This is a genomic window from Lysinibacillus sp. 54212 (genome assembly GCF_036662795.1).
Taxonomy (GTDB): Bacteria; Bacillota; Bacilli; order Bacillales_A; family Planococcaceae; genus Lysinibacillus_B.
In genome coordinates, this window is the sequence record NZ_JBAFWZ010000009.1 from 18,657 (window position 1) to 38,290 (window position 19,634).

The window sequence follows — 19,634 nt, forward strand, 5'->3', positions numbered from 1 at the left end:
ATTATATGATTCGAGTATTGATTGCTGATGATCATCATGTTGTGCGTAGAGGGTTATTATTCTTCTTAAAAACACAAAAGGATATAGAAGTAGTAGGTGAGGCGAAAAATGGTCTTGAAGCAATACAACTTGTAGAGACCTTAAAACCTGATATTGTTTTAATGGATTTAGTTATGCCGGAAATGGACGGTATTCAAGCTACGAAACGGATAAAAGAGCGATGGCCACATATTTTCGTGCTAATGCTTACAAGCTTTTCAGATCGAGATCATGTCATACCAGCTATAGAGGCAGGTGCTTCCGGCTATCAATTAAAGGATATCGAGCCTGATGAGCTAGTAGAATCCATTCGAACAATCATGCGTGGAGAAAATATGCTTCATCCAGATGCCACGTCCACGCTAGAGGAAGGACTTCGCGAGGAGGAAATGAAGCCACATATTCAAAATCCTTTAACTCCACGTGAGCAGGATGTTTTAGCAGAGTTAACAAAAGGGAAGAGTAATAGAGAAATTGCCTCTTCTTTATTTGTAACAGAAAAGACGGTTAAAACACATATTTCTAATATATTTACAAAACTAAGTGTACAAGACCGCACACAGGCAGCGCTCTATGCAGTGAAACATGGATTAACGGAAGGTAGTGGAAAGTAAACGGTGTACAGCATAGGGTAAATACTATGTATAATAGAGCTAGTATATAATTTTCATTGAGGTGTTAGAATGAGCTTAGTAATGGCAGGGATGCTTGTTTCTGTTTCTGGTATGGCTGTAATTGCAGCCGCAATTTTCGGTGTAATCCCACCTGAAAACAAATCGCTGCAATATGCATTTATTGCAATTGGCTGGGTGTTTGTCATAATCGGCATCATTATCCGCTATAAAGGTTTAAAACTAGAACGCGAGCAAGAAAAACGAAAATGAAGAAAGCATGCAAATCTTGAAAAAAGATTGCATGCTTTTATTTTCTTGGCAGATAAGATAGTTCAAAGCGAAATGTACTTTTCAAACTCACCTTAAAAATGATAATCATCCTCTACAGGTGTTGAAATTTCATGTGGTTCGATGTGAACGAGCACGGTACAGTAAGGATTAAAACGTTTGACGGTTGCTTCAATTTTTTCTGTAATACGGTGGCTCTCAATTACATTTAAATTAGGGTTGACTGTGACGGTTACATCAATAAAGCTCATATTACCATGAGTGCGACCCTTTAAATCCTCAAGCACGATAACCTCATCGACATTGGAAATTAGCTTTTTTAATGTCTCTGTCTCCTCCAAATTAAAGCCATCCGTTAATGTATGAACAGCTTCCCAAAAAATTTCGATTGCGGTTTTAATAATAATGATGCCGACAATTAATGCCGTAAGCGTATCGATAATCGGGTAGCCAAAAATAGCACCGAATATACCGATAGCTGTACCGATACTTACTAGTGCATCCGAACGGTTGTCATAGGCAGCAGCTCTTACAGCAGAGCTTTTAATTTTATTTGCTAGCGCTAAGTTATAGCGATATACAGCATACATAATGACTGCACTTACAATAGCAACGATAGCTGTTAATAAGGATGGTGTTTCGTGTACTGGATTAAAAATCCCTTTTATAGAAGTTGTTAGCACCTGTAATCCGACCACCATCATAATAAAGGAAGCAATTAGAGAAGCAACAGTTTCAGCTCGTAAATGACCGTACTGGTGATCAGAATCAGGTGGCTTTTGAGAAATTTTTAATCCAATAAGAACAGCTATAGAAGCAATAATATCAGTCGTATTATTAAGTCCATCTGCCTTTAGTGCAGCACTCATTCCGATATAACCAATAATGAGCTTCATCGCACTTAAAATTATGTACGTAATAATGGAAAGCCAAGCGCCTCTTTCCCCAGCACGTAAATTTGTATAAAGCTCCACAATGTTTCCCCCTTACAAAAGTTCTGAACATGATAAAACGACCCTCTACTTAGTAGAGAGTCGTCCTTCATATAAAAATTTATTCTTCTGTTGCTAGTTCTTCTTGTTTTTCAGTTTCAGTTAATTTTGTTACTTCGAGATACAGGATATGATGTCCTTCTACTTCTTTAATTTTAAACTCGTACCCATAAGCTCTAATTGAGTCACCTTCAACTGCATCGAAATGCTGTGTCATAAACCAGCCACCAATTGTATCGATATCCTCATCTTCGATATCAATACCTAAAAGGTCATTTATTTCTTGGAGTAGCATTTTTGCATCTAGAATGTAATGCTGACCTTCTTTGATTTCCTGTATTTCAGGAATTTCATCCTGATCAAATTCATCCTGGATATCTCCAACGATTTCTTCAATAATGTCCTCAATCGTCACTAAACCAGACGTACCGCCGTACTCATCCATTAAGATGGCCATATGAATACGTTCTTGCTGAATTTTTAAAAGTAGGTCACTAATTGGAATCGTTTCAATTACACGAATTATAGGCTGCATATAGTCAACGATAGATTTTTCACCATTTGCAGGATCTTTAATGTACGCTGTCAATAAATGCTTCATGTTTACTAAACCGATAACATGATCTTTATCTCCATCTGTAATAGGGTAACGTGTATATTGCTCTACACCCATTACTTCAAAGACTTCACGTAAAGTTAAGTCTTTATCAATACTAATAATTTCAGTTCGAGGTACCATAATCTCCTTCGCAATACGGTCAGAGAATTCGAAAATACTGTTTACATATTCGTATTCAGAGTGGTTAATTTCGCCACCCTTTAAACTGTCCGATAAAATCATGCGAAGCTCTTCTTCAGAGTGCGCTTCTTCAGATTCAGAAACCATTTTCAAACCAAAAAGTCCTGTTAATCCACGAGCTGCACCGTTTAAAATACGGATAAACGGATACATAATATTATGGAATAAAATAAGTGGACCTGCTAAGTGCAAAGTGACGGCTTCTGCCTTTTGAATTGCGAGAGTTTTCGGTGATAATTCCCCTACGACAACATGTAAAAACGTTACGAGTGCGAATGCAATAATGAATGAAAGAAGTGACGTAACACGACCTTCCAATCCGATCATATCAAATAATGGATGTAGGATTAGCTCAAACGTTGGTTCTCCTAACCACCCTAGTCCAAGCGCTGTAATGGTAATACCTAGCTGACAAGCAGATAAGTATTCATCCAAGTTTGAAATAACTTTTTTTGCTTTAATAGCTTTTTTGTTTCCTTCAGCTACAAGCTGGTCAATACGAGTCGTTCTTACTTTAACTATTGCAAACTCAGTTGCAACGAAAAATGCCGTAGCGGCAATTAATAGAGCAAATGCTCCAAACCTAATGGTTAGCTCAACTATGTCTACGTCCAAATATGTTCTTCACTTACGGCGCGAATGGGCGAGATAAGTAAAGAGTACACCTCCTATGAGAAAAATTGTTAGATGATATAATCATAAAATATTTTTTGAAAAAAAACAAATCATGTATTTTCTTTTTAACAGTAATATTTCTTTAGGGTTACAATATAGATAGTTTGTGTATCAAAAGTGTTTTTATGTAATATTTTTCAAAAAGTCACTGAAAAGATTTTTTGAAAAATATTGACAATTAAAAATTCATTGTGCTAATCTTAAGGGGCACTAAATAAATTAAAGGAAATGGAGGTAACGATTATGATGATTAACAAGAAAAATTCGCCAGTAATTAAAAATCCTAATCCGAGCCTACATAAATCTTTTATTTTATTTGCTTAAGAACGCGCATAAAATAAATAGTATTGGTGCAGGTGATGAATCTTTGCACCTTTTTTAGACACTTATTCTACAAAAGGGGATAGGTGTCTTTTTTTATTGTTCAAAAGTGAGTGCAATGAAAAAAAGGAGGATTTATTATGCTAATTCGATTTCAAACAAAAATTTTACAGAAGGAATCTATAGATAGTGGATAGTGAACTTAAACAGAGAGAAAGAAGGTTGAAATATGTTTAGTGTGTTATTTAAATTGAAATGGTTTTTTAAAGAATATAGGAGGCAATATACTGTTGCAATTGTATTATTAATCCTAGCGAGTATTATCGAAGTACTTCCGCCGTGGATTCTAGGCGAAGCAATTGACGATATGACAGATGGCAACTTCACGAGTGGGCTGCTATGGAAATATATCGGTGTTGTTTTACTGGCGCTCGTTGTCAGTTATGCCATGAATTTCGTTTGGCAGTATCGATTGTTTGGCGGAGCTATAACGCTTGACCGAATTTTAAGAAAACGTCTAATGCACCAATTTTTAAAAATGACGCCTACGTTTTACGAGAAAAACCGTACAGGTGATTTAATGGCGCGTGCAACAAATGATTTGAATGCTGTTTCCTTAACGGCTGGCTTCGGGATTATGACCCTTATTGATTCGACAGCGTATATGGCAGCGATCATTGTTGCAATGGGCTTTTTTATTTCATGGAAGCTCACGTTTTTTGCGATGCTACCTATCCCGTTTATGGCAATATTAATTCAGTACTTAGGAAAAATTGTGCACGAGCGCTATATGACTGCGCAAGAATCGTTTGGTGAATTAAATGACAGCGTGCTTGAATCGGTGGCGGGTGTACGTGTAATTCGAGCGTATGTACAAGAAAAGAAGGATGAAGAGCGCTTTGCAGATATGAGTGAGGATGTTTACGAGAAAAATATGCGTGTAGCATTTATTAATGGTCTATTTATGCCGATTACAAAAGCTGGTACGGCGATTTGTTATGTAGTGGCATTAGGCTACGGTGCAGTTCTCGTATCAAATGGTGAATTAACAGTAGGTCAGCTTGTATCGTTTAACGTTTATCTAGGCTTAGCTGTATGGCCAATGTTTGCCATTGGTGAATTGATTAATGTTATGCAGCAAGGAAGTGCTTCTCTAGATCGTGTGCAAGAAACATTAGAGTATGCACCAGATGTGCAAAATCCAGCATCCCCAAAAGCTGTGGAAGTGCCAAGCTCTATTGGCTTTGCTAACTTTACATTCCAATATCCGATGTCACAGGTGAAAAACCTGCAGCAAATTTCCTTGAACCTAAAAAAGGGGCAAACGTTAGGCATCGTAGGGAAAACGGGTGCTGGAAAAACGACATTTATTCGCCAGCTCTTAATGGAATATCCATTAGGTGAAGGGCAAATTGTTATAGGAGATGTGGATATATCCAAGCTAACAAAGGAGCAAGTGCTTGACTGGATTGGTTATGTGCCTCAGGATCACGTACTATTCTCTCGTACTATTCGTGAAAACATTTTATTCGGTAAAGAAGATGGTACAGAGGTAGATATAAGAGATGCTATTCGCTTAGCTTATTTTGAGAAGGATTTAGCACATTTACCGATGGGCTTAGAAACACTTGTGGGTGAAAAAGGTGTATCGCTATCAGGTGGTCAAAAGCAGCGTGTATCGATTGCTCGTGCACTAATAAAAAATCCAGAAGTTTTAATTTTAGATGATTCTCTTTCTGCTGTAGATGCAAAAACAGAATCAAAAATTATCGAAAATATTCAAACAGAGCGTGCTGGGAAGACAACGATTATTTCAACACACCGTTTGTCTGGCATTCAACATGCGGATGAAATACTTGTGCTTGATGAAGGGCTAATTGTGGAGCGCGGTACACATGAGGCATTACTTGCTTTAGGTGGCTGGTATAAAGAGCAATATGACCGCCAGCAGCTAGAGGAGGTGAGCGAATGAGTACATCAAAAAGACTGTACCGTTACGCTTTAAATTTTAAAAAACCAATATCTATTGGGTTGTTTTTATTAACGATAGCGGTATTTACAGATATTGCAGGACCGTTTATTGCGGCTCATATAATAGATAACTATATGGAGCCAGGGAATTTGCAAGCGAAGCCAATCATTTGGCTACTTGTACTGTTTTTTGTGTTATCACTACTAACAGCGATTTTCCGTTATTTTATGTTTTTAAAATTACAGGAAGGCTCAAATCGAGTCGTACAGCAAATGAGAAAGGATGTATTCGGTCATATTCAAAAGCTACCGATTCAATACTTTGATAATTTGCCTGCGGGTAAGGTTGTTGCCCGTGTAACAAATGATACAGAAGCGATTCGAAACCTTTATGTTACAGTGCTCTCGCAGTTTGCAACGAGTCTTATATCGATTGCCGGTGTATATGTTGCGCTATTTATTTTAAATTGGAAAATGGCTTCGGTTGCCCTGCTATTAATTCCGATTGTGTATATTTGGATGGTTTTATACCGTAAATATGCATCACAATACAATTATGTGATTCGTACAAAAATTGCCGATATTAATGCGATGATTAATGAATCAATTAATGGAATGACAATTATTCAGGCGTTCCGTCGTGAAGATCAAATGAAAAAAGAATTTGCCCAAATGAATGATGAGCATTATGAGTATAATCGTAAGTTACTTGTGTTAGACTCGGCTACCTCTCATAATTTAGTGAATGTTTTCCGTTTAATCATGTTTGCGATTTTTATATATTATTTTGGTACGCAATCAATGACAGTTCCTGATGCAATAACAGCAGGTACACTTTACGCTTTTGTTGATTATATTACGCGATTATTTAATCCGATAGTTAATATCGTTAACCAGTTTTCGCAGCTTGAGCGTTCATTAGTGGCAGGTTCTCGTGTGTTTGAGCTACTTGATCAGGCTGGAGAGCCGGTGAAAGAAGAACGAGTGAACCGTTACGACGGGAATGTGACGTTCAATGATGTTTCATTTGCCTATAAGGGCGAGGATTATGTGCTGAAAAACTTAAACTTTGAGGCGAAAAAAGGTGAAACAGTGGCACTGGTCGGTCACACAGGTTCTGGGAAAAGCTCGATTATGAATTTACTGTTCCGATTTTATGATCCTCAAAAAGGTCGTATTACGATTGATGGTCAGGATATTGTATCCCTACCTCGTCAGGCAATTCGGGAGCATATGGGCATCGTTCTACAGGATCCTTACTTATTTACCGGAACAATTGCCTCGAATGTCAGCTTAAATGATGAACGCATTTCAAGAAAAACGGTTGAAGATGCGTTAAAGGCAGTAGGCGGGGAACGTGTGCTGAAGAACCTCGAAAAAGGTATTGATGAGCCTGTGATCGAAAAGGGTAGCACGCTATCATCAGGACAGCGTCAGCTTATATCATTTGCACGTGCTTTAGCATTCGACCCGGCTATCTTAATTCTTGATGAAGCAACCTCGAATATTGATTCAGAAACAGAAGAAATTATTCAGCATGCAATGGATGTATTAAAGGAAGGGCGTACAACGTTCATCATCGCACACCGATTATCAACGATTAAAAATGCAGATAAAATCCTAGTGCTAGACCGTGGTGAAATTGTGGAGCAGGGTACACATGATGAGTTGATTGCTCTTGGTGGAAGATATGAAACAATGTATCGTCTACAAGCAAACTCGTTGAATGCATAATATTTTACAAAGCTGCTAGAAGTGGAGTTAATTCGCTTTTAGCAGTTTTTTTAAGGAGTGAATGGAAATGGAGTTAGTTGATATCACAAAGGATAATTGGCTTGATGTTGTTTTTTTATCAACGACTGATAAAATGCCGATGATTTGCGAGGAGTTTGTAGCATCAAACGCACTTTCGCTTGTGCAGGCACAGTATGAAAAGAACTGGATAACGAAAGCCATTGAAGTCGATACGGTTTTAGTCGGATTTACGATGTATGGAAAGGAGCCGGACGAAGAGCAATATACGATTTGCCGTTTAATGATTGATTATAAATATCAAGGGAAAGGTTACGGTCGCAAAGCAATGGAAATCATACTTGCTGCATTGAAAAGTAAACAGGATGGACTCGACATTTATTTATCAGTAGAGCCACAAAATATAGTTGCGAAAAAATTGTACGAAAGCTGTGGGTTTATAAGTACTAATAGGATTGTTGATGGTGAGGAAGAGTTTGTATTAAAGAACAACTAGTCGTTTACATGCAGGCGAAGGGTAATTTTCACCTGTTATTTATTTTTTACCGGAAGTAGTTGCTTATTTAATACGAAAAACTTATATTTAGTGTATCGAAATAAAAAGAAAGCGACGTGCACGCATTGTCTAAATTGCTTCGTGATTGGTTAAAAAATTTAAAATCATTTAATCGAAATATTAGGTTGTTCATAGTAGCAAATGTGCTTATTCAAATAGGCATGGGTGTTTTTAGTGTCATGTACAATTTGTATATTCGTGAACTGGGCTTACCAGAAGCAGTAAACGGCAGCGTAATTTCAGTTACTTCACTTGCAACAGCGATTATGTTAGTACCAGCTGGGATATTAAGTGATAGATTCGGTCGTAAATGGATTCTGATTCTAGGTACTTTACTTACAGCCTTCATGCTCCTTGGACGAAGCTTAGTCACAGCTGAGCAGCCTATGCTTGTATTAGGATTTGCGACAGGTATTGTCTGGGCGTTGACTCAAGTATCGGGTGTTCCTTTCTTGGCAGAAAATTCAAAGCCAAGCGAACGTATGCATTTATTTAGTATCCATTTTGCTCTTGTTACTGTAGCCAATGTAATTGGTAGTTTACTAGGTGGAGTTATTGCCGATGTGGCAATGTGGTTAGGGGCAAGTGGAGTTAGTAGTATCCAAATATCGTTAATTGCAGGTGTAGCAATTTTCATAGTAGGGATATTCCCACTCTTTTCCCTTAAGCCGGTGAGAAAGCTTGAAGAAGTAAAGACAAATTTAGCATTAGAAGAGGAAGAGGTTAAAACAGAAGCCGGTTTTAAAGCAAACCTCAAGATGATTGTATTATTTGGTTTTGCCAATCTTTTAATAGGTACGGGGTCAGGTCTTGTAATTCCATATTTGAACTTATATTTTGCGAATCGCTTCGATGCTTCAAACACCTATATTGGATTAATACTAGCTTTAGGCTCTGCTATGACAGCCATAGCGATGCTAATAGGCCCATTGCTTGTAAAGCGAGTAGGAAAAGTAAGGGCACTTGTGATATTTCAGCTCATGTCGATACCGTTTTTATTTTTAACTGCATATACGAATTCATTGTTTTTCGCTTCGGTAGGGTTTTTATTAAGGCAGGCATTAATGAATGCTGGAAACCCTATTCAAAGTGCGATTGCTATGGATGTTGTGCACGATAAGTATAAGGGGCTTGCGAATTCTGTAAACCAAATGGTATTTAATGTAGGATGGGCAACGATGGGCCTACCTGCAGCGTGGCTTGTGACAACGTTTGGCTCGTATTGGGGCTATGCCTATGCTTTTTCGATTACAGGCTGTTTATATTTAATTGCATCCACTTATTTTTACTTACTTTTTGGTCGACGATATACTCGAACGAAGTAAGTAACTCGTGTAAAAACCACCTTTTAAACAAGAGGGGTGGGACAAAACGAATCCTGAAAATGCAAAGCCTCGAAAAGTTTACAAATCGTAAATTTTTGAGGCTTTGCATGATTATCCACGAATAAAACGGTTAGTAGCACTTATCAATCATAAACATGGAATAGGATTAGCTCATGAATCATTTTTTCAACTTGGGCTAACTCATCGGCTGCTGGTGGTTCGCCAATGTATTGTATAGCTCCATCTTTTTTATACTCGGCTTGATATTTCCTTTGCTTATAAAAAAAAGAAAGTGTCCAGCCTGGTAGCTGTGTATTTTCGTATAACGGCTTAAAACTAAAATGTTGAATCATTTGAAACTCCCTCCCCTCTTTAATCGTACTAAATAGTGATTGTATATTGCAAACGAGAATAGGGAAGATATGTTAGAAACAATGTTATAATTTGAAGGAAAATGATTTGAAATAGAAATGAGAGGGTTCAATGGATAATTTCTTTATACTAATGTTATTTTTAGCAGGAGTGGGAGCTGTTATTGGGGCAACAACAAATTATATAGCCATTAAAATGCTATTCCGGCCATATAAGCCAATTTATTTTAAGAAATGGCGGCTGCCTTTTACACCGGGGCTTATACCGAAACGTCGAGATGTATTAGCTGTTCAATTAGGAAAAACGGTTTCAGAATATTTATTAACACCGGATACGATTAAAAAGAAATTTCTATCAAAAGAAATACAGAATAATGTATTATCCTTTGCACAAAGAAAAGTATCTGAGGAAATCTTTACGCCAAATAAGAGTATTAAGCACTGGCTTGATATTGCAGGGTTTAGTTCTTTACCTCAAACGGTTGAGGGGAAGATCGATGTAGTTATTTACAATCAGTTTGAATCGATGAAGCATGTGTTATCGACGAAAACGATTCAAGAAATATTGCCGCAGGATTTAGAGCTGGTGATAGATCAAAAAGTCGATGAGGCAGTACTTCAAATATTGAAAAAGGGGGAGGATTATTTTCTTTCTCCGGAGGGCTCATTAACGATAAAAAATATGATTGATGATTTTTTAAATTCCAAAGGCTCCTTTGGTGGCATGATTCAAATGTTTATGGGGGACTCGTTGTCGCTCGTTGATAAGGTACAACGAGAACTTATAAAGTTTCTACAGGCACCAGGTACAAGAGAATTACTACAGCGGATTTTTGCAACAGAATGGGAAAAAATCAAAAAGCGACAGGCAATGGACTTTATGAAAGATGTAAACTTTGATACGATTGTAGGAAGCATTCAAGCTTATACAAAGGAACAATTATCAATACATTCACGTATAGATAAAACGATAAGCGATTATTGGCCACAGGGTGAAGCATGGGCTAATGATGAGCTGCTACCGAAAATGATCGACAAAGTATTTTTAGCGGCAGAAGGCAAAATTGAAGATGTACTTAAGCGTTTGAATTTAGCAGAAGTCGTTCGTGAACAAGTAGACTCGTTCCCAATTGCTAAACTTGAAGAGCTTGTCCTTGGCATCATTAGCCGTGAATTACGTATGATTACATGGTTAGGCGGTATTATTGGTGGTCTAGTTGGTGTTATTCAAGCAGTTATCGTCTATATGACGAACTAAAAAAGAGAGTAGGCAAAATAATGATTAATATTTATGACGACATTAATAAGTTAGAAGCTACATTCCGTAAAACAAATGAGTACAAAGCATTACAGGAAGCTGTTGAAGCTGTTCGCAGTGACGAAGAAGCGAAAACTTTATTTACAAATTTCCGAGACATTCAATTAAAGCTACAGCAAAAGCAAGTGGCTGGTGAAGAGCTTCTAGAAGATGAGTACAATTATTTACAAAAAACTGCCCAGCTTGCACAGCAAAATGTAAAGATATTAGCGATGCTAGAAGCAGAAATGGCACTAAGCCAAATTATCGAAGAAGTGAATCGTATTATCGTAAAACCGATTCAATCTCTATACGACGGACTATAATAAAGTAAGGATCGCACAATGGTGTGGTCCTTTTTTATTTGAAAAATTTCGGTTGAACATATTTCGGATAGATGGAAGAATATTGTCTTAAACAACGGTTAAAATCATGCGACTGACTAATGATCTTAGCCAAGTTTTGTTCATCAGAGTATAGCAGGTTGTATCCAAAATGATTTTTAAAGAAGCTACGTGCAAAATCATATTTTTCATTCAATGAGATAGCGCCGTATAAATCACTTTTGTCGATTAAATAAATTAAGTCACAAATTACTTTTGTTCCATTGTAGGATAGTGAAATCGTGATGTAAAATGTACGTTCATCGCACCGATCCAAGCTAAATTCATAAAATTGCACATTCACCCGGTCTAACACTTCTCGAAATGATACTGTACTAAGCTCAATAGTTTTAACCATAAAGACACCTCCAAAATTCAGAATATTTATAAAATTATACTATATAAAATATTAGCAGTCTATAATAACTTGAAAATTGTATTACTAGAATAATATTTCTACTGTGTCCGTAGTGTAAAATTGTTATATTAGCTTTTCTAAATTAATTATATCAATTATTTTTAAACTGTCATTGGTATTTTTGTAAAAAAATATTAATTTTGATTAACGAAGCTTTACATATATTAAAATGCCCTTTTTTTGATACAATGAAAGGGATGTTTGGATCAATAACAGAGATAAATTGAATTAATTGAAAGTAGAGAAGAAAAATGAAAACGATACACATACATGAGCAATTTAAGGAAGACTGGAATCGTGTGTTAAACCATATTGCTAATTTATTTTATGAAGATTCGGTTATCCAATTTACGCAAGATGGTGCAGATATGTCGATTTCTTTTACTCATAAGATAGATCCCGACTTTACAATTCGAACTTCTGCAGAATTAATAGTAGAGGGTCAGCTTTACAGAAGTAACTATGCTATCGGCTATGGGACGGAAGGTACGGAAAAAGAACAAAGTATTCGAATGAAGCGCGCATTATCTCACGTAATGCTGGATGTTTTAGAGCAATATACAGGTATGACACAGCAATGGGGCATTTTAACAGGTGTTCGCCCGACAAAGCTATATCATAAGTTTCGAAAAGAGGGGCTTTCCGAGAAGCAAATTTTCGATAAGCTAAAAACGGATTTTCGATTGTCCGATGGGAAAATTCAACTATTGAAAGCGATAGTTGCACGCCAGTTACATGTAATTCCTGATTTAGATGAAATAGGTCGAGAAATTTCTATATATATTGGTGTACCGTTTTGTCCGACGATGTGTGCCTACTGTACGTTTCCGGCATATGCCATTCAGTCGAACCGAAAAGCAGGTCGTGTCGAGAAGTTTATCGATGGCCTTCATATAGAGCTAAGAGAACTAGGGAAATGGCTAACAGAGAAAAATATGCGCATAACGTCGATTTACTGGGGTGGAGGAACACCGACATCGATTGAAGCCGATGAAATGGATGCGCTCTATGCAACGATGTTCGAATCATTCCCAAATAAGGATTCAATCCGTGAAATTACGGTTGAAGCAGGACGTCCTGATACGATTACACCTGAAAAAATCGAAGTGCTAAAAAAATGGGGCATTGATCGGATTTCAGTTAATCCGCAAAGCTACACGCAGGAAACGTTAAAAGCGATTGGTCGTCACCATACTGTTCAAGAAACGATTGATAAGTTTTGGCTATCTCGCAATATGGGCATGAACAATATTAATATGGACTTAATTATCGGATTACCAAACGAGGGAATCGAGGAATTCCAGCATTCATTAGAGGAATCGGCGAAAATGCAGCCGGAGTCGTTAACCGTTCATACACTAAGCTTTAAACGTGCTTCAGAAATGACGCGTAATAGAGATAAATATAAAGTGGCGGACCGTGATACGGTATCAGAAATGATGAGAATGGCAAGTAATTGGACGGAAGAGAATGGCTATGTTCCATATTATTTATATCGACAAAAAAATATTTTAGGGAATTTAGAGAACGTAGGCTACTGTAAGCCAGGTGAAGAATCGATATACAATATCGTTATTATGGAAGAGGTACAAACGATCCTAGGTATTGGCTGTGGAGCATCTTCAAAATTTGTTCATCCTGAAACGGGTAAAATTACGCAATTCCATAATCCAAAAGATCCTGCGGCATATATTATGACATTCCAAGAAGCCATCCAAAAGAAAATAGAAATTTTAAACGAGTTATATCGTTAAATTATAGGAGGGGAGAATAGCGAGATGCGTTCTCCTTTCTTTTTATACAATAAAATGGTTCATCAACAAAACTTGGTGCTGATTACCTGGGAACGTTCGATGCGCCTTCTCACTGCCTGTGAGTGAGCTCGAATAAGTATACACTTGATTTTTCCGAAGGTGAGTATGCAATTTTTTAAGAGGGCAGATGAGATAGAGCAATTGTTCATGCATTGCTTAGCGTTAGGGGCGAACTTGAACAAGGTGATATTGTTGAAATAACTAACCACGACCATGGATATATGGTACAAGTTCTTCGGGAAGAAAAGTAGCAAGCAGAAGATCGAATAAAAGCATTAAGACAAAGGTTAAATAAAAAATAAGGATAAGAGTTTAGTCATAAATATTCTAAAAAATACGAGAACTTGTCATAAAGAGGGGCATGTTGGAGCGCCTAATATGCTAAAATAAATAGGTACATATTTTTAAATAGGAGCGAAACCGATGACGATTAAAACAATCATTTTCGATTTAGATGATACATTATTATGGGACCAAAAATCTGTTAAAACAGCATTTGAAAAAACTTGTGAATATGCATCGACAAAATATGAAGTAGAGCCTGAGCAATTTGAAGAAGCAGTACGTGCCGCTGCTCGTGAGCTGTATCAGAGCTATGAAACTTATGATTATACAGTAATGATCGGTATTAACCCATTTGAAGGCTTATGGGGGACATTCGACGACCCGACAGATTCCTTCCAAAAGATGAAGGGGCTTGTACCGGGGTATCGTGCAAATGCATGGACAAAAGCATTAGGGGCATTTGGTATTGATGATGTGGAATTCGGTAAGGAGCTAGGAGAACGCTTTGTTGAGGAGCGTAAAAAAGCGCCTTTCTTGTATGAGGATACTTTTGCCGTACTAGACGAGCTAAAAGGGAACTATCAGCTAGTGCTATTAACAAATGGTGCACCAAGCCTACAAAATTTAAAGCTTGAAATTACACCAGAAATTGCCCCGTATTTTGACCATATCATCATTTCTGGTGACTTTGGTAAAGGGAAGCCAGACCCATCGATTTTTGAGCATGTAATGGAAGTAGCGGGTGTGACGGCTGAAGATGGGATTATGGTTGGTGACAACCTTATGACAGATATATTAGGCTCGTCACGTGTAGGTATGCGTAATGTATGGATTAACCGTGAGAATAAACCGCAAAACCCAGATGTAATACCAACTTATGAAGTAACATCATTAACAGAGTTTTTAGAGCTTGTACAAAAGCTTTAAAATATAATTGCAGCTATAGTGTTGCAGCACAATATTCCACAGAAAAAGCATTTGAGACCCGAGCTCGAATGCTTTTTTCCATATTAGTGGCCAGTGAAACGATAGATTGGCGAGTAACTTAGGGATTTTGCTAGAATTTAAGACGTGAATTTTCACATTGGCTAGTAAATTTAAAAAAGTGGCTAGTATTTTTGAAAATGTGGCTAGTATTTCGAAAAAGTCGGCTAGTATTTTTGAATTTTTGGCTAGTAAATGATTTTTTGTAATGTATATACTATAATACATTGAAATAAGTGAATTATCAGATTATTAATGCTATGATAATATAATCACCCAAGTTGGAAAGGGGTTTACGTATGAACATGTGTCATTGTGAAAATTGTGGGCGTACCAATAGCGTTGCTGAAATTATCTGTATGTCGATTCAGGGTCATGTAGCTGAGCTATGTGTTACATGTACACATATTTTATCGCAAGCATCCAATCAGGATAGATTCCTTTCAATCGTTCGTCAAAAAACAGCACAGCAATCGAATGCTGAAATGAAGCGTGTGCATCGACTGTTAACAGGATTGATTGCTGTAGGTATGTTAGCGATAGTAGTTATTGCAGGGGTGGTAGGTGCTGCAGAAAATCTAGGAACAGTTGTAGATCAATCAAAAGATCACTCTAACATAGAGTACTTGTCATTTGCTATATTAAATCAATTTAAATAAAAGAGGCATTCCACTAAATGGAATGCCTCTTTATCTTTAAATACTCAGTGAAGTAAGAAAAGCTAAGGCTTAACTGCATTATAGCGTAATTGCTTTTACTTCGTCGATATTCTCAAGAGTAGCTACTACAGCTAAATCTTGCTGAGTTACATTATTATCAATTCCAAGCATCATAACAGCAGAACCGCCGATATTGTCGCGACCAACTTGCATCGTTGCGATATTGATTTGGCTTTCAGCTAATTTTGTAGCTACGCGGCCGATTGAGCCTGGCTTATCTTGGTTTTTAATGTATAGGAAGTTGCCAGTAGGAACAACGTCTACTACGAAGCCTTCTACTTTTACGATACGAGCGCCAAGACCGTTTAGTAATGTACCAGCTACAGAGTGAGTTTCCTTCTCTGTTTTCACTTCAACCGTTACTAAGTTTGTAAAGCCTTTTGCAGTCGTTGTTTTGTGCTCGTTGATTTTAATACCAACGCGCTCCGCTAAGTAACGAGCGTTTACGTCATTTACATGTGTACCATGGTTAGTTGATAATAACCCTTTAATTGCGTTCGCAGTTAATGGACGTACATCATAGTTTGCTACTTCACCAGCGTAAGAGATGTTTAATTCTTTTACAGTACCTTCAGAAACTTGGATTAAGAATTTACCAAGCTTTTCAGCTAGTGAGAAGAATGGTTCAACTTCAGCAAGCTTTTCTTTTGGAATAGAAGGCATGTTAACTGGGTTCGTAACTGTACCTGTTTTAAAGAATTTAATAATGTCATTAGATACGTCAACTGCTACAGACTCTTGCGCTTCTACAGTAGATGCACCTAAGTGAGGTGTTGCGATAACTTGTGGTAAAGTAAGTAGTTTGTGATCAGTTGCTGGCTCTTCCACGAATACGTCAAGAGCAGCACCTGCTACTTTACCTTCTACGATTGCATCATATAAATCGTCCTCGTTAATAATACCGCCACGTGCACAGTTGATAATGCGTACGCCGTCTTTCATCATCGCGAATTTTTCTTTGTTAAGTAGGTTACGTGTTTCTGGTAATAGTGGTGTGTGTACTGTGATGAAATCAGCTCCCTGGCAAATTTCTTCAACAGTTGCTTTTGTTACACCTAGCTCTTGTGCGCGTTCTTCAGATAAGAATGGGTCATATGCCATTACGTTCATACGAGAGCCTTTTGCACGGTACGCAACTTCAACACCGATACGCCCAAAGCCAACAACGCCTAAAGTTTTGTTTTTAAGCTCAACACCTACGTATGATTTACGGTCCCATTTCCCATTTTTTAAAGTGTTGAAGGCTTGTGGAATGTGACGTGCTAAAGATGTCATCATTGCAATTGTATGCTCTGCAGCAGAGTTTGTGTTACCGTCTGGTGCGTTAACAACGATAATACCGTGTTCTGTTGCAGCAGTTAGGTCGATGTTATCTACACCAACACCAGCGCGTCCAATTAATTTTAAGTTTTTAGCCGCTTCGATTACTTCGCGAGTAACAGTCGTTTGGCTTCGAACTAATAGTACATCAACGTCACCAATTTTTGAGATTAATTCCTCTGGTTGAAGACCAGTATCGATAATAATGTTTAAGTCTAAATCTGTTGCTTGACGCAGTGGTTGAATGCCGTCCTCGCTTAGTGGATCTGCGATGAATACGTTAATTGTAGCTGTTGCTTTTGTTTTTTCAATTGTTTCAGTTGCCATGGTTTTTTTCGCTCCTCTAAATTTAAAAGTAAAATAAAAAGCCTTCCATCCCTTACATATACATGTAAGGGACGAAAGGCTGTTAGATAACAAACTTCCGCGGTGCCACCCTTGTTCGTTACACGTACAGTTTTTCAATACATGCAACCTTAATTAAATGCGTAACGTGCATAGTACGGATAAGCTTACTAACAATTTCGGCCTATCTATTCGGGAGTTGAACTCTTTCGATCCATACGCTGATTCTCACCAACCATCAGCTCTCTTAAGTATAGAGGTCGAGGAGCATGTCTCCGTCGTTATATTTTGCAGTGATTAAATTTGTTAACATCATAATCCCGATTGTTCACTTTTGTCAACATATTTTATGAAAAAAATTAAAATTAAGTGGTGATTTACTTCTGTATATAAACAGTTTACGAATGAAAGATGTTGTTTTTATTGTTAATGTTCGTGTTTTGGTTAGTTTATTGAAAGCGTTACCGATTATTGCAATGATTGATATAGTTGAATTTTCTTTAAATTTAAATTGGGGAGTAGCGAAATATTATCTTTACTTTAATAAAGTAAAACGAACAATTTTTATGACACAGTTTTGTCAAGAATCCATCGTTATCAAATATTAGAATATCTATGAGTCAAAGGCAGGGGAATAAATACTAGTGCTCGAATGTAGAATGTTAAGAATACAAAGGGGGAGTTTGTATTGAAATACGATGTAATTATTGTTGGTGCAGGATTAGCAGGATTAACAGCCGTCTGTGAGTTGCTAGACAGTGGGAAGCGTGTACTCTTAGTCGATCAGGAGCCTGCCGATTCAATGGGGGGACAAGCATATTGGTCGTTTGGTGGATTATTCCTTGTAGACTCACCTGAACAGAGAAGGTTAGGTATTAAAGATAGCAAGGAGCTTGCTTGGCAGGATTGGTTAGGAACAGCAGGCTTTGATCGCCTAGAGGATGAGGACTCCTGGAGCTATAAATGGGCAAAGGCTTATGTTGATTTTGCGGCTGGGGAAAAATATGAATGGTTAAAATCAAAGGGAATTCGTTTCTTTCCAGTAGTTGGTTGGGCAGAGCGAGGTGGTAGCTTAGCAGGAGGACATGGTAATTCGGTTCCTCGTTTTCATATCGTCTGGGGAACAGGTCCTGGAATTGTGGAGCCGTTTGCTAACAAAGCACTTGAGGCAACCCGTGCTGGCAAGCTTGATTTTAAAGCGCGCCATAAAGTAACCGAACTCATTACAGAAAACGGTGCCGTCGTTGGTATTAGAGGTAAAGAGCTAGAGGATAGCTTTGTAGAGAGAGGACAGGAAAGCTCGCGTATTGCAATTGCTGATTTTGAATATTTTGCAGACGCGATTATTGTTGCAAGTGGTGGAATAGGGGCTAATTTGGAGCTTGTAAAGAAAAACTGGCCAGCAAGACTCGGGACACCACCGAATTTTATGGTACAAGGTGTTCCATCCTATGTTGACGGAAGCATGCTTGAAATTGCAGAGAGTGCTGGTGGAAGAATCGTGAATCGAGATCGGATGTGGCATTATGCGGAAGGCTTAAGAAATTGGAATCCGGTATGGAAAAATCACGGCATTCGTATTTTACCGGGCCCCTCCTCAATGTGGTTTGATGCTGAAGGCAACCGCTTTACTGCACCAAACTTTCCAGGCTTTGATACGCTAAGTACACTAGAAGCGATTCAAAGAACAGGGTACGACTATTCATGGTTTATATTGACGGAAAAAATTATCGAAAAGGAATTTGCTTTATCCGGTTCCGAGCAAAACCCGGATTTAACAAATAGAAGCATTAGGGAAGTATTGAAGCGTGCTTTACCTGGGCCACCTGCACCTGTACAAGCCTTTAAGGATAACGGAGCGGATTTTATTGTGTCAGATAATTTAATGGATTTAGTAGCTCGTATGAATAAATTAGCAGGTAATGAGCTACTTAACTTTTTGCATATAAAGGAGCAAATATTAGCTCGTGATCGAGAAATCGATAATAAGTTTACAAAGGATGCACAGGTGACAGCGATCCGTGGTGCACGGAATTTTGTAGGAGATAAATTGATAAGGGTAGCAAAGCCCCATAAGCTATTAGATCCAAAAAATGGACCACTTATTGCTGTGAAGCTCAATATTCTAACACGAAAAACATTAGGTGGACTACAAACAAATTTAAACGGGCAAGTATTAAATGAGCAGGGAGAGTCAGTAACGGGTCTATTTGCTGCTGGTGAAGTAAGTGGCTTCGGTGGTGGGGGTGTTCATGGTTATCGTTCGTTAGAAGGAACGTTTGTAGGTGGTTGTTTATTTTCTGGCTTACAAGTTGGAAAATATTTAAGTAAATAAAGGATTATTCGAGCAAATGTCGAAATTAATG

The 19,634-nt window shown here is 37.8% G+C and carries 18 protein-coding genes and 1 other annotated feature; of the genes, 13 read left to right on the forward strand and 5 right to left on the reverse strand.

All coding sequences use genetic code 11. The features are described from left to right. The first annotated feature begins 5 nt into the window (after nt 1-5). Together V4T18_RS08030 and V4T18_RS08035 are read left to right on the forward strand one after the other, a co-directional pair. Nucleotides 6-653 (forward strand): response regulator transcription factor, encoded by a 648-nt coding sequence (locus tag V4T18_RS08030; RefSeq protein ID WP_332648494.1) that lies wholly within the window; start codon nt 6-8, stop codon nt 651-653. A gap of 69 nt (nt 654-722) precedes the next feature. Next, a complete protein-coding gene (locus tag V4T18_RS08035; protein WP_332648496.1) occupies nt 723-923 on the forward strand; it encodes a hypothetical protein in 201 nt (66 codons plus the stop codon). Nucleotides 924-1,015: 92 nt separating this feature from the next. Here V4T18_RS08035 and V4T18_RS08040 read toward each other — a convergent pair whose 3' ends face one another. Together V4T18_RS08040 and V4T18_RS08045 are read right to left on the reverse strand one after the other, a co-directional pair. After that, nucleotides 1,016-1,915, reverse strand: coding sequence for a cation diffusion facilitator family transporter (locus V4T18_RS08040; protein WP_332648498.1), 900 nt, complete (start codon nt 1,913-1,915; stop codon nt 1,016-1,018). Between the two features lie 79 nt (nt 1,916-1,994). Continuing rightward, a complete protein-coding gene (locus tag V4T18_RS08045) occupies nt 1,995-3,347 on the reverse strand; it encodes a hemolysin family protein (protein WP_332648500.1) in 1,353 nt (450 codons plus the stop codon). Between the two features lie 610 nt (nt 3,348-3,957). Between V4T18_RS08045 and V4T18_RS08050 the strand changes: the two genes are divergently transcribed. The 4 genes from V4T18_RS08050 to V4T18_RS08065 all read left to right on the forward strand — a co-directional run bounded on the left by V4T18_RS08050 (nt 3,958) and on the right by V4T18_RS08065 (nt 9,332). Beyond that, a complete protein-coding gene (locus tag V4T18_RS08050) occupies nt 3,958-5,700 on the forward strand; it encodes an ABC transporter ATP-binding protein (protein WP_332648502.1) in 1,743 nt (580 codons plus the stop codon). Further along, a complete protein-coding gene (locus V4T18_RS08055) occupies nt 5,697-7,433 on the forward strand; it encodes an ABC transporter ATP-binding protein (RefSeq protein ID WP_332648503.1) in 1,737 nt (578 codons plus the stop codon). Before V4T18_RS08050 ends, V4T18_RS08055 begins: the two co-directional genes overlap by 4 nt. Before the next feature lie 67 nt (nt 7,434-7,500). Then, on the forward strand, nt 7,501-7,947 hold the full coding sequence (locus V4T18_RS08060; RefSeq protein WP_332648504.1) for a GNAT family N-acetyltransferase: 447 nt from the start codon (nt 7,501-7,503) through the stop codon (nt 7,945-7,947). A 125-nt stretch (nt 7,948-8,072) separates the two neighbouring features. Beyond that, the gene (locus V4T18_RS08065; protein ID WP_332648506.1) at nt 8,073-9,332 is read left to right on the forward strand and encodes an MFS transporter; all 1,260 of its coding nucleotides are present in this window, start codon (nt 8,073-8,075) and stop codon (nt 9,330-9,332) included. 143 nt (nt 9,333-9,475) lie between these two features. Here V4T18_RS08065 and V4T18_RS08070 read toward each other — a convergent pair whose 3' ends face one another. Then, the gene (locus tag V4T18_RS08070) at nt 9,476-9,685 is read right to left on the reverse strand and encodes a YheE family protein (RefSeq protein ID WP_332648507.1); all 210 of its coding nucleotides are present in this window, start codon (nt 9,683-9,685) and stop codon (nt 9,476-9,478) included. Between the two features lie 130 nt (nt 9,686-9,815). Between V4T18_RS08070 and V4T18_RS08075 the strand changes: the two genes are divergently transcribed. Together V4T18_RS08075 and V4T18_RS08080 are read left to right on the forward strand one after the other, a co-directional pair. Then, on the forward strand, nt 9,816-10,961 hold the full coding sequence (locus V4T18_RS08075) for a DUF445 domain-containing protein (protein ID WP_332648509.1): 1,146 nt from the start codon (nt 9,816-9,818) through the stop codon (nt 10,959-10,961). Nucleotides 10,962-10,981: 20 nt separating this feature from the next. Beyond that, on the forward strand, nt 10,982-11,326 hold the full coding sequence (locus V4T18_RS08080) for a YlbF family regulator (protein ID WP_332648510.1): 345 nt from the start codon (nt 10,982-10,984) through the stop codon (nt 11,324-11,326). Between the two features lie 34 nt (nt 11,327-11,360). Here the strand turns inward: V4T18_RS08080 and V4T18_RS08085 are convergent, their stop codons facing one another. Then, nucleotides 11,361-11,741, reverse strand: a complete 381-nt coding sequence (locus V4T18_RS08085; RefSeq protein WP_332648512.1) for a hypothetical protein — start codon at nt 11,739-11,741, stop codon at nt 11,361-11,363. A 311-nt stretch (nt 11,742-12,052) separates the two neighbouring features. On the opposite strand from V4T18_RS08085, the gene V4T18_RS08090 reads away from it, so the two are divergent. The 3 genes from V4T18_RS08090 (at nt 12,053) to V4T18_RS08100 (ending at nt 15,543) form a co-directional block, all read left to right on the forward strand. Beyond that, nucleotides 12,053-13,555, forward strand: coding sequence for a coproporphyrinogen III oxidase (locus V4T18_RS08090; RefSeq protein WP_332648513.1), 1,503 nt, complete (start codon nt 12,053-12,055; stop codon nt 13,553-13,555). A 483-nt stretch (nt 13,556-14,038) separates the two neighbouring features. Next, on the forward strand, nt 14,039-14,827 hold the full coding sequence (locus V4T18_RS08095) for an HAD family hydrolase (protein WP_332648515.1): 789 nt from the start codon (nt 14,039-14,041) through the stop codon (nt 14,825-14,827). A 356-nt stretch (nt 14,828-15,183) separates the two neighbouring features. After that, nucleotides 15,184-15,543, forward strand: coding sequence for a DNA polymerase III subunit delta (locus V4T18_RS08100; RefSeq protein WP_332648516.1), 360 nt, complete (start codon nt 15,184-15,186; stop codon nt 15,541-15,543). A 78-nt stretch (nt 15,544-15,621) separates the two neighbouring features. On the opposite strand, the gene serA is transcribed toward V4T18_RS08100, so the two are convergent. Continuing rightward, the gene (gene serA, locus V4T18_RS08105) at nt 15,622-17,250 is read right to left on the reverse strand and encodes a phosphoglycerate dehydrogenase (RefSeq protein WP_332648519.1); all 1,629 of its coding nucleotides are present in this window, start codon (nt 17,248-17,250) and stop codon (nt 15,622-15,624) included. Nucleotides 17,251-17,314: 64 nt separating this feature from the next. After that, nucleotides 17,315-17,559: a binding site (T-box leader), on the reverse strand. A gap of 113 nt (nt 17,560-17,672) precedes the next feature. Here serA and V4T18_RS08110 point away from each other — a divergent pair. After that, nucleotides 17,673-17,876 carry a hypothetical protein gene (locus tag V4T18_RS08110; protein ID WP_332648521.1) on the forward strand — a complete coding sequence of 68 codons (204 nt, stop codon included), beginning with the start codon at nt 17,673-17,675 and terminating at the stop codon, nt 17,874-17,876. An 80-nt stretch (nt 17,877-17,956) separates the two neighbouring features. Further along, nucleotides 17,957-19,603, forward strand: a complete 1,647-nt coding sequence (locus V4T18_RS08115; RefSeq protein ID WP_332648522.1) for an FAD-binding dehydrogenase — start codon at nt 17,957-17,959, stop codon at nt 19,601-19,603. Nucleotides 19,604-19,634: the final 31 nt, after the last annotated feature.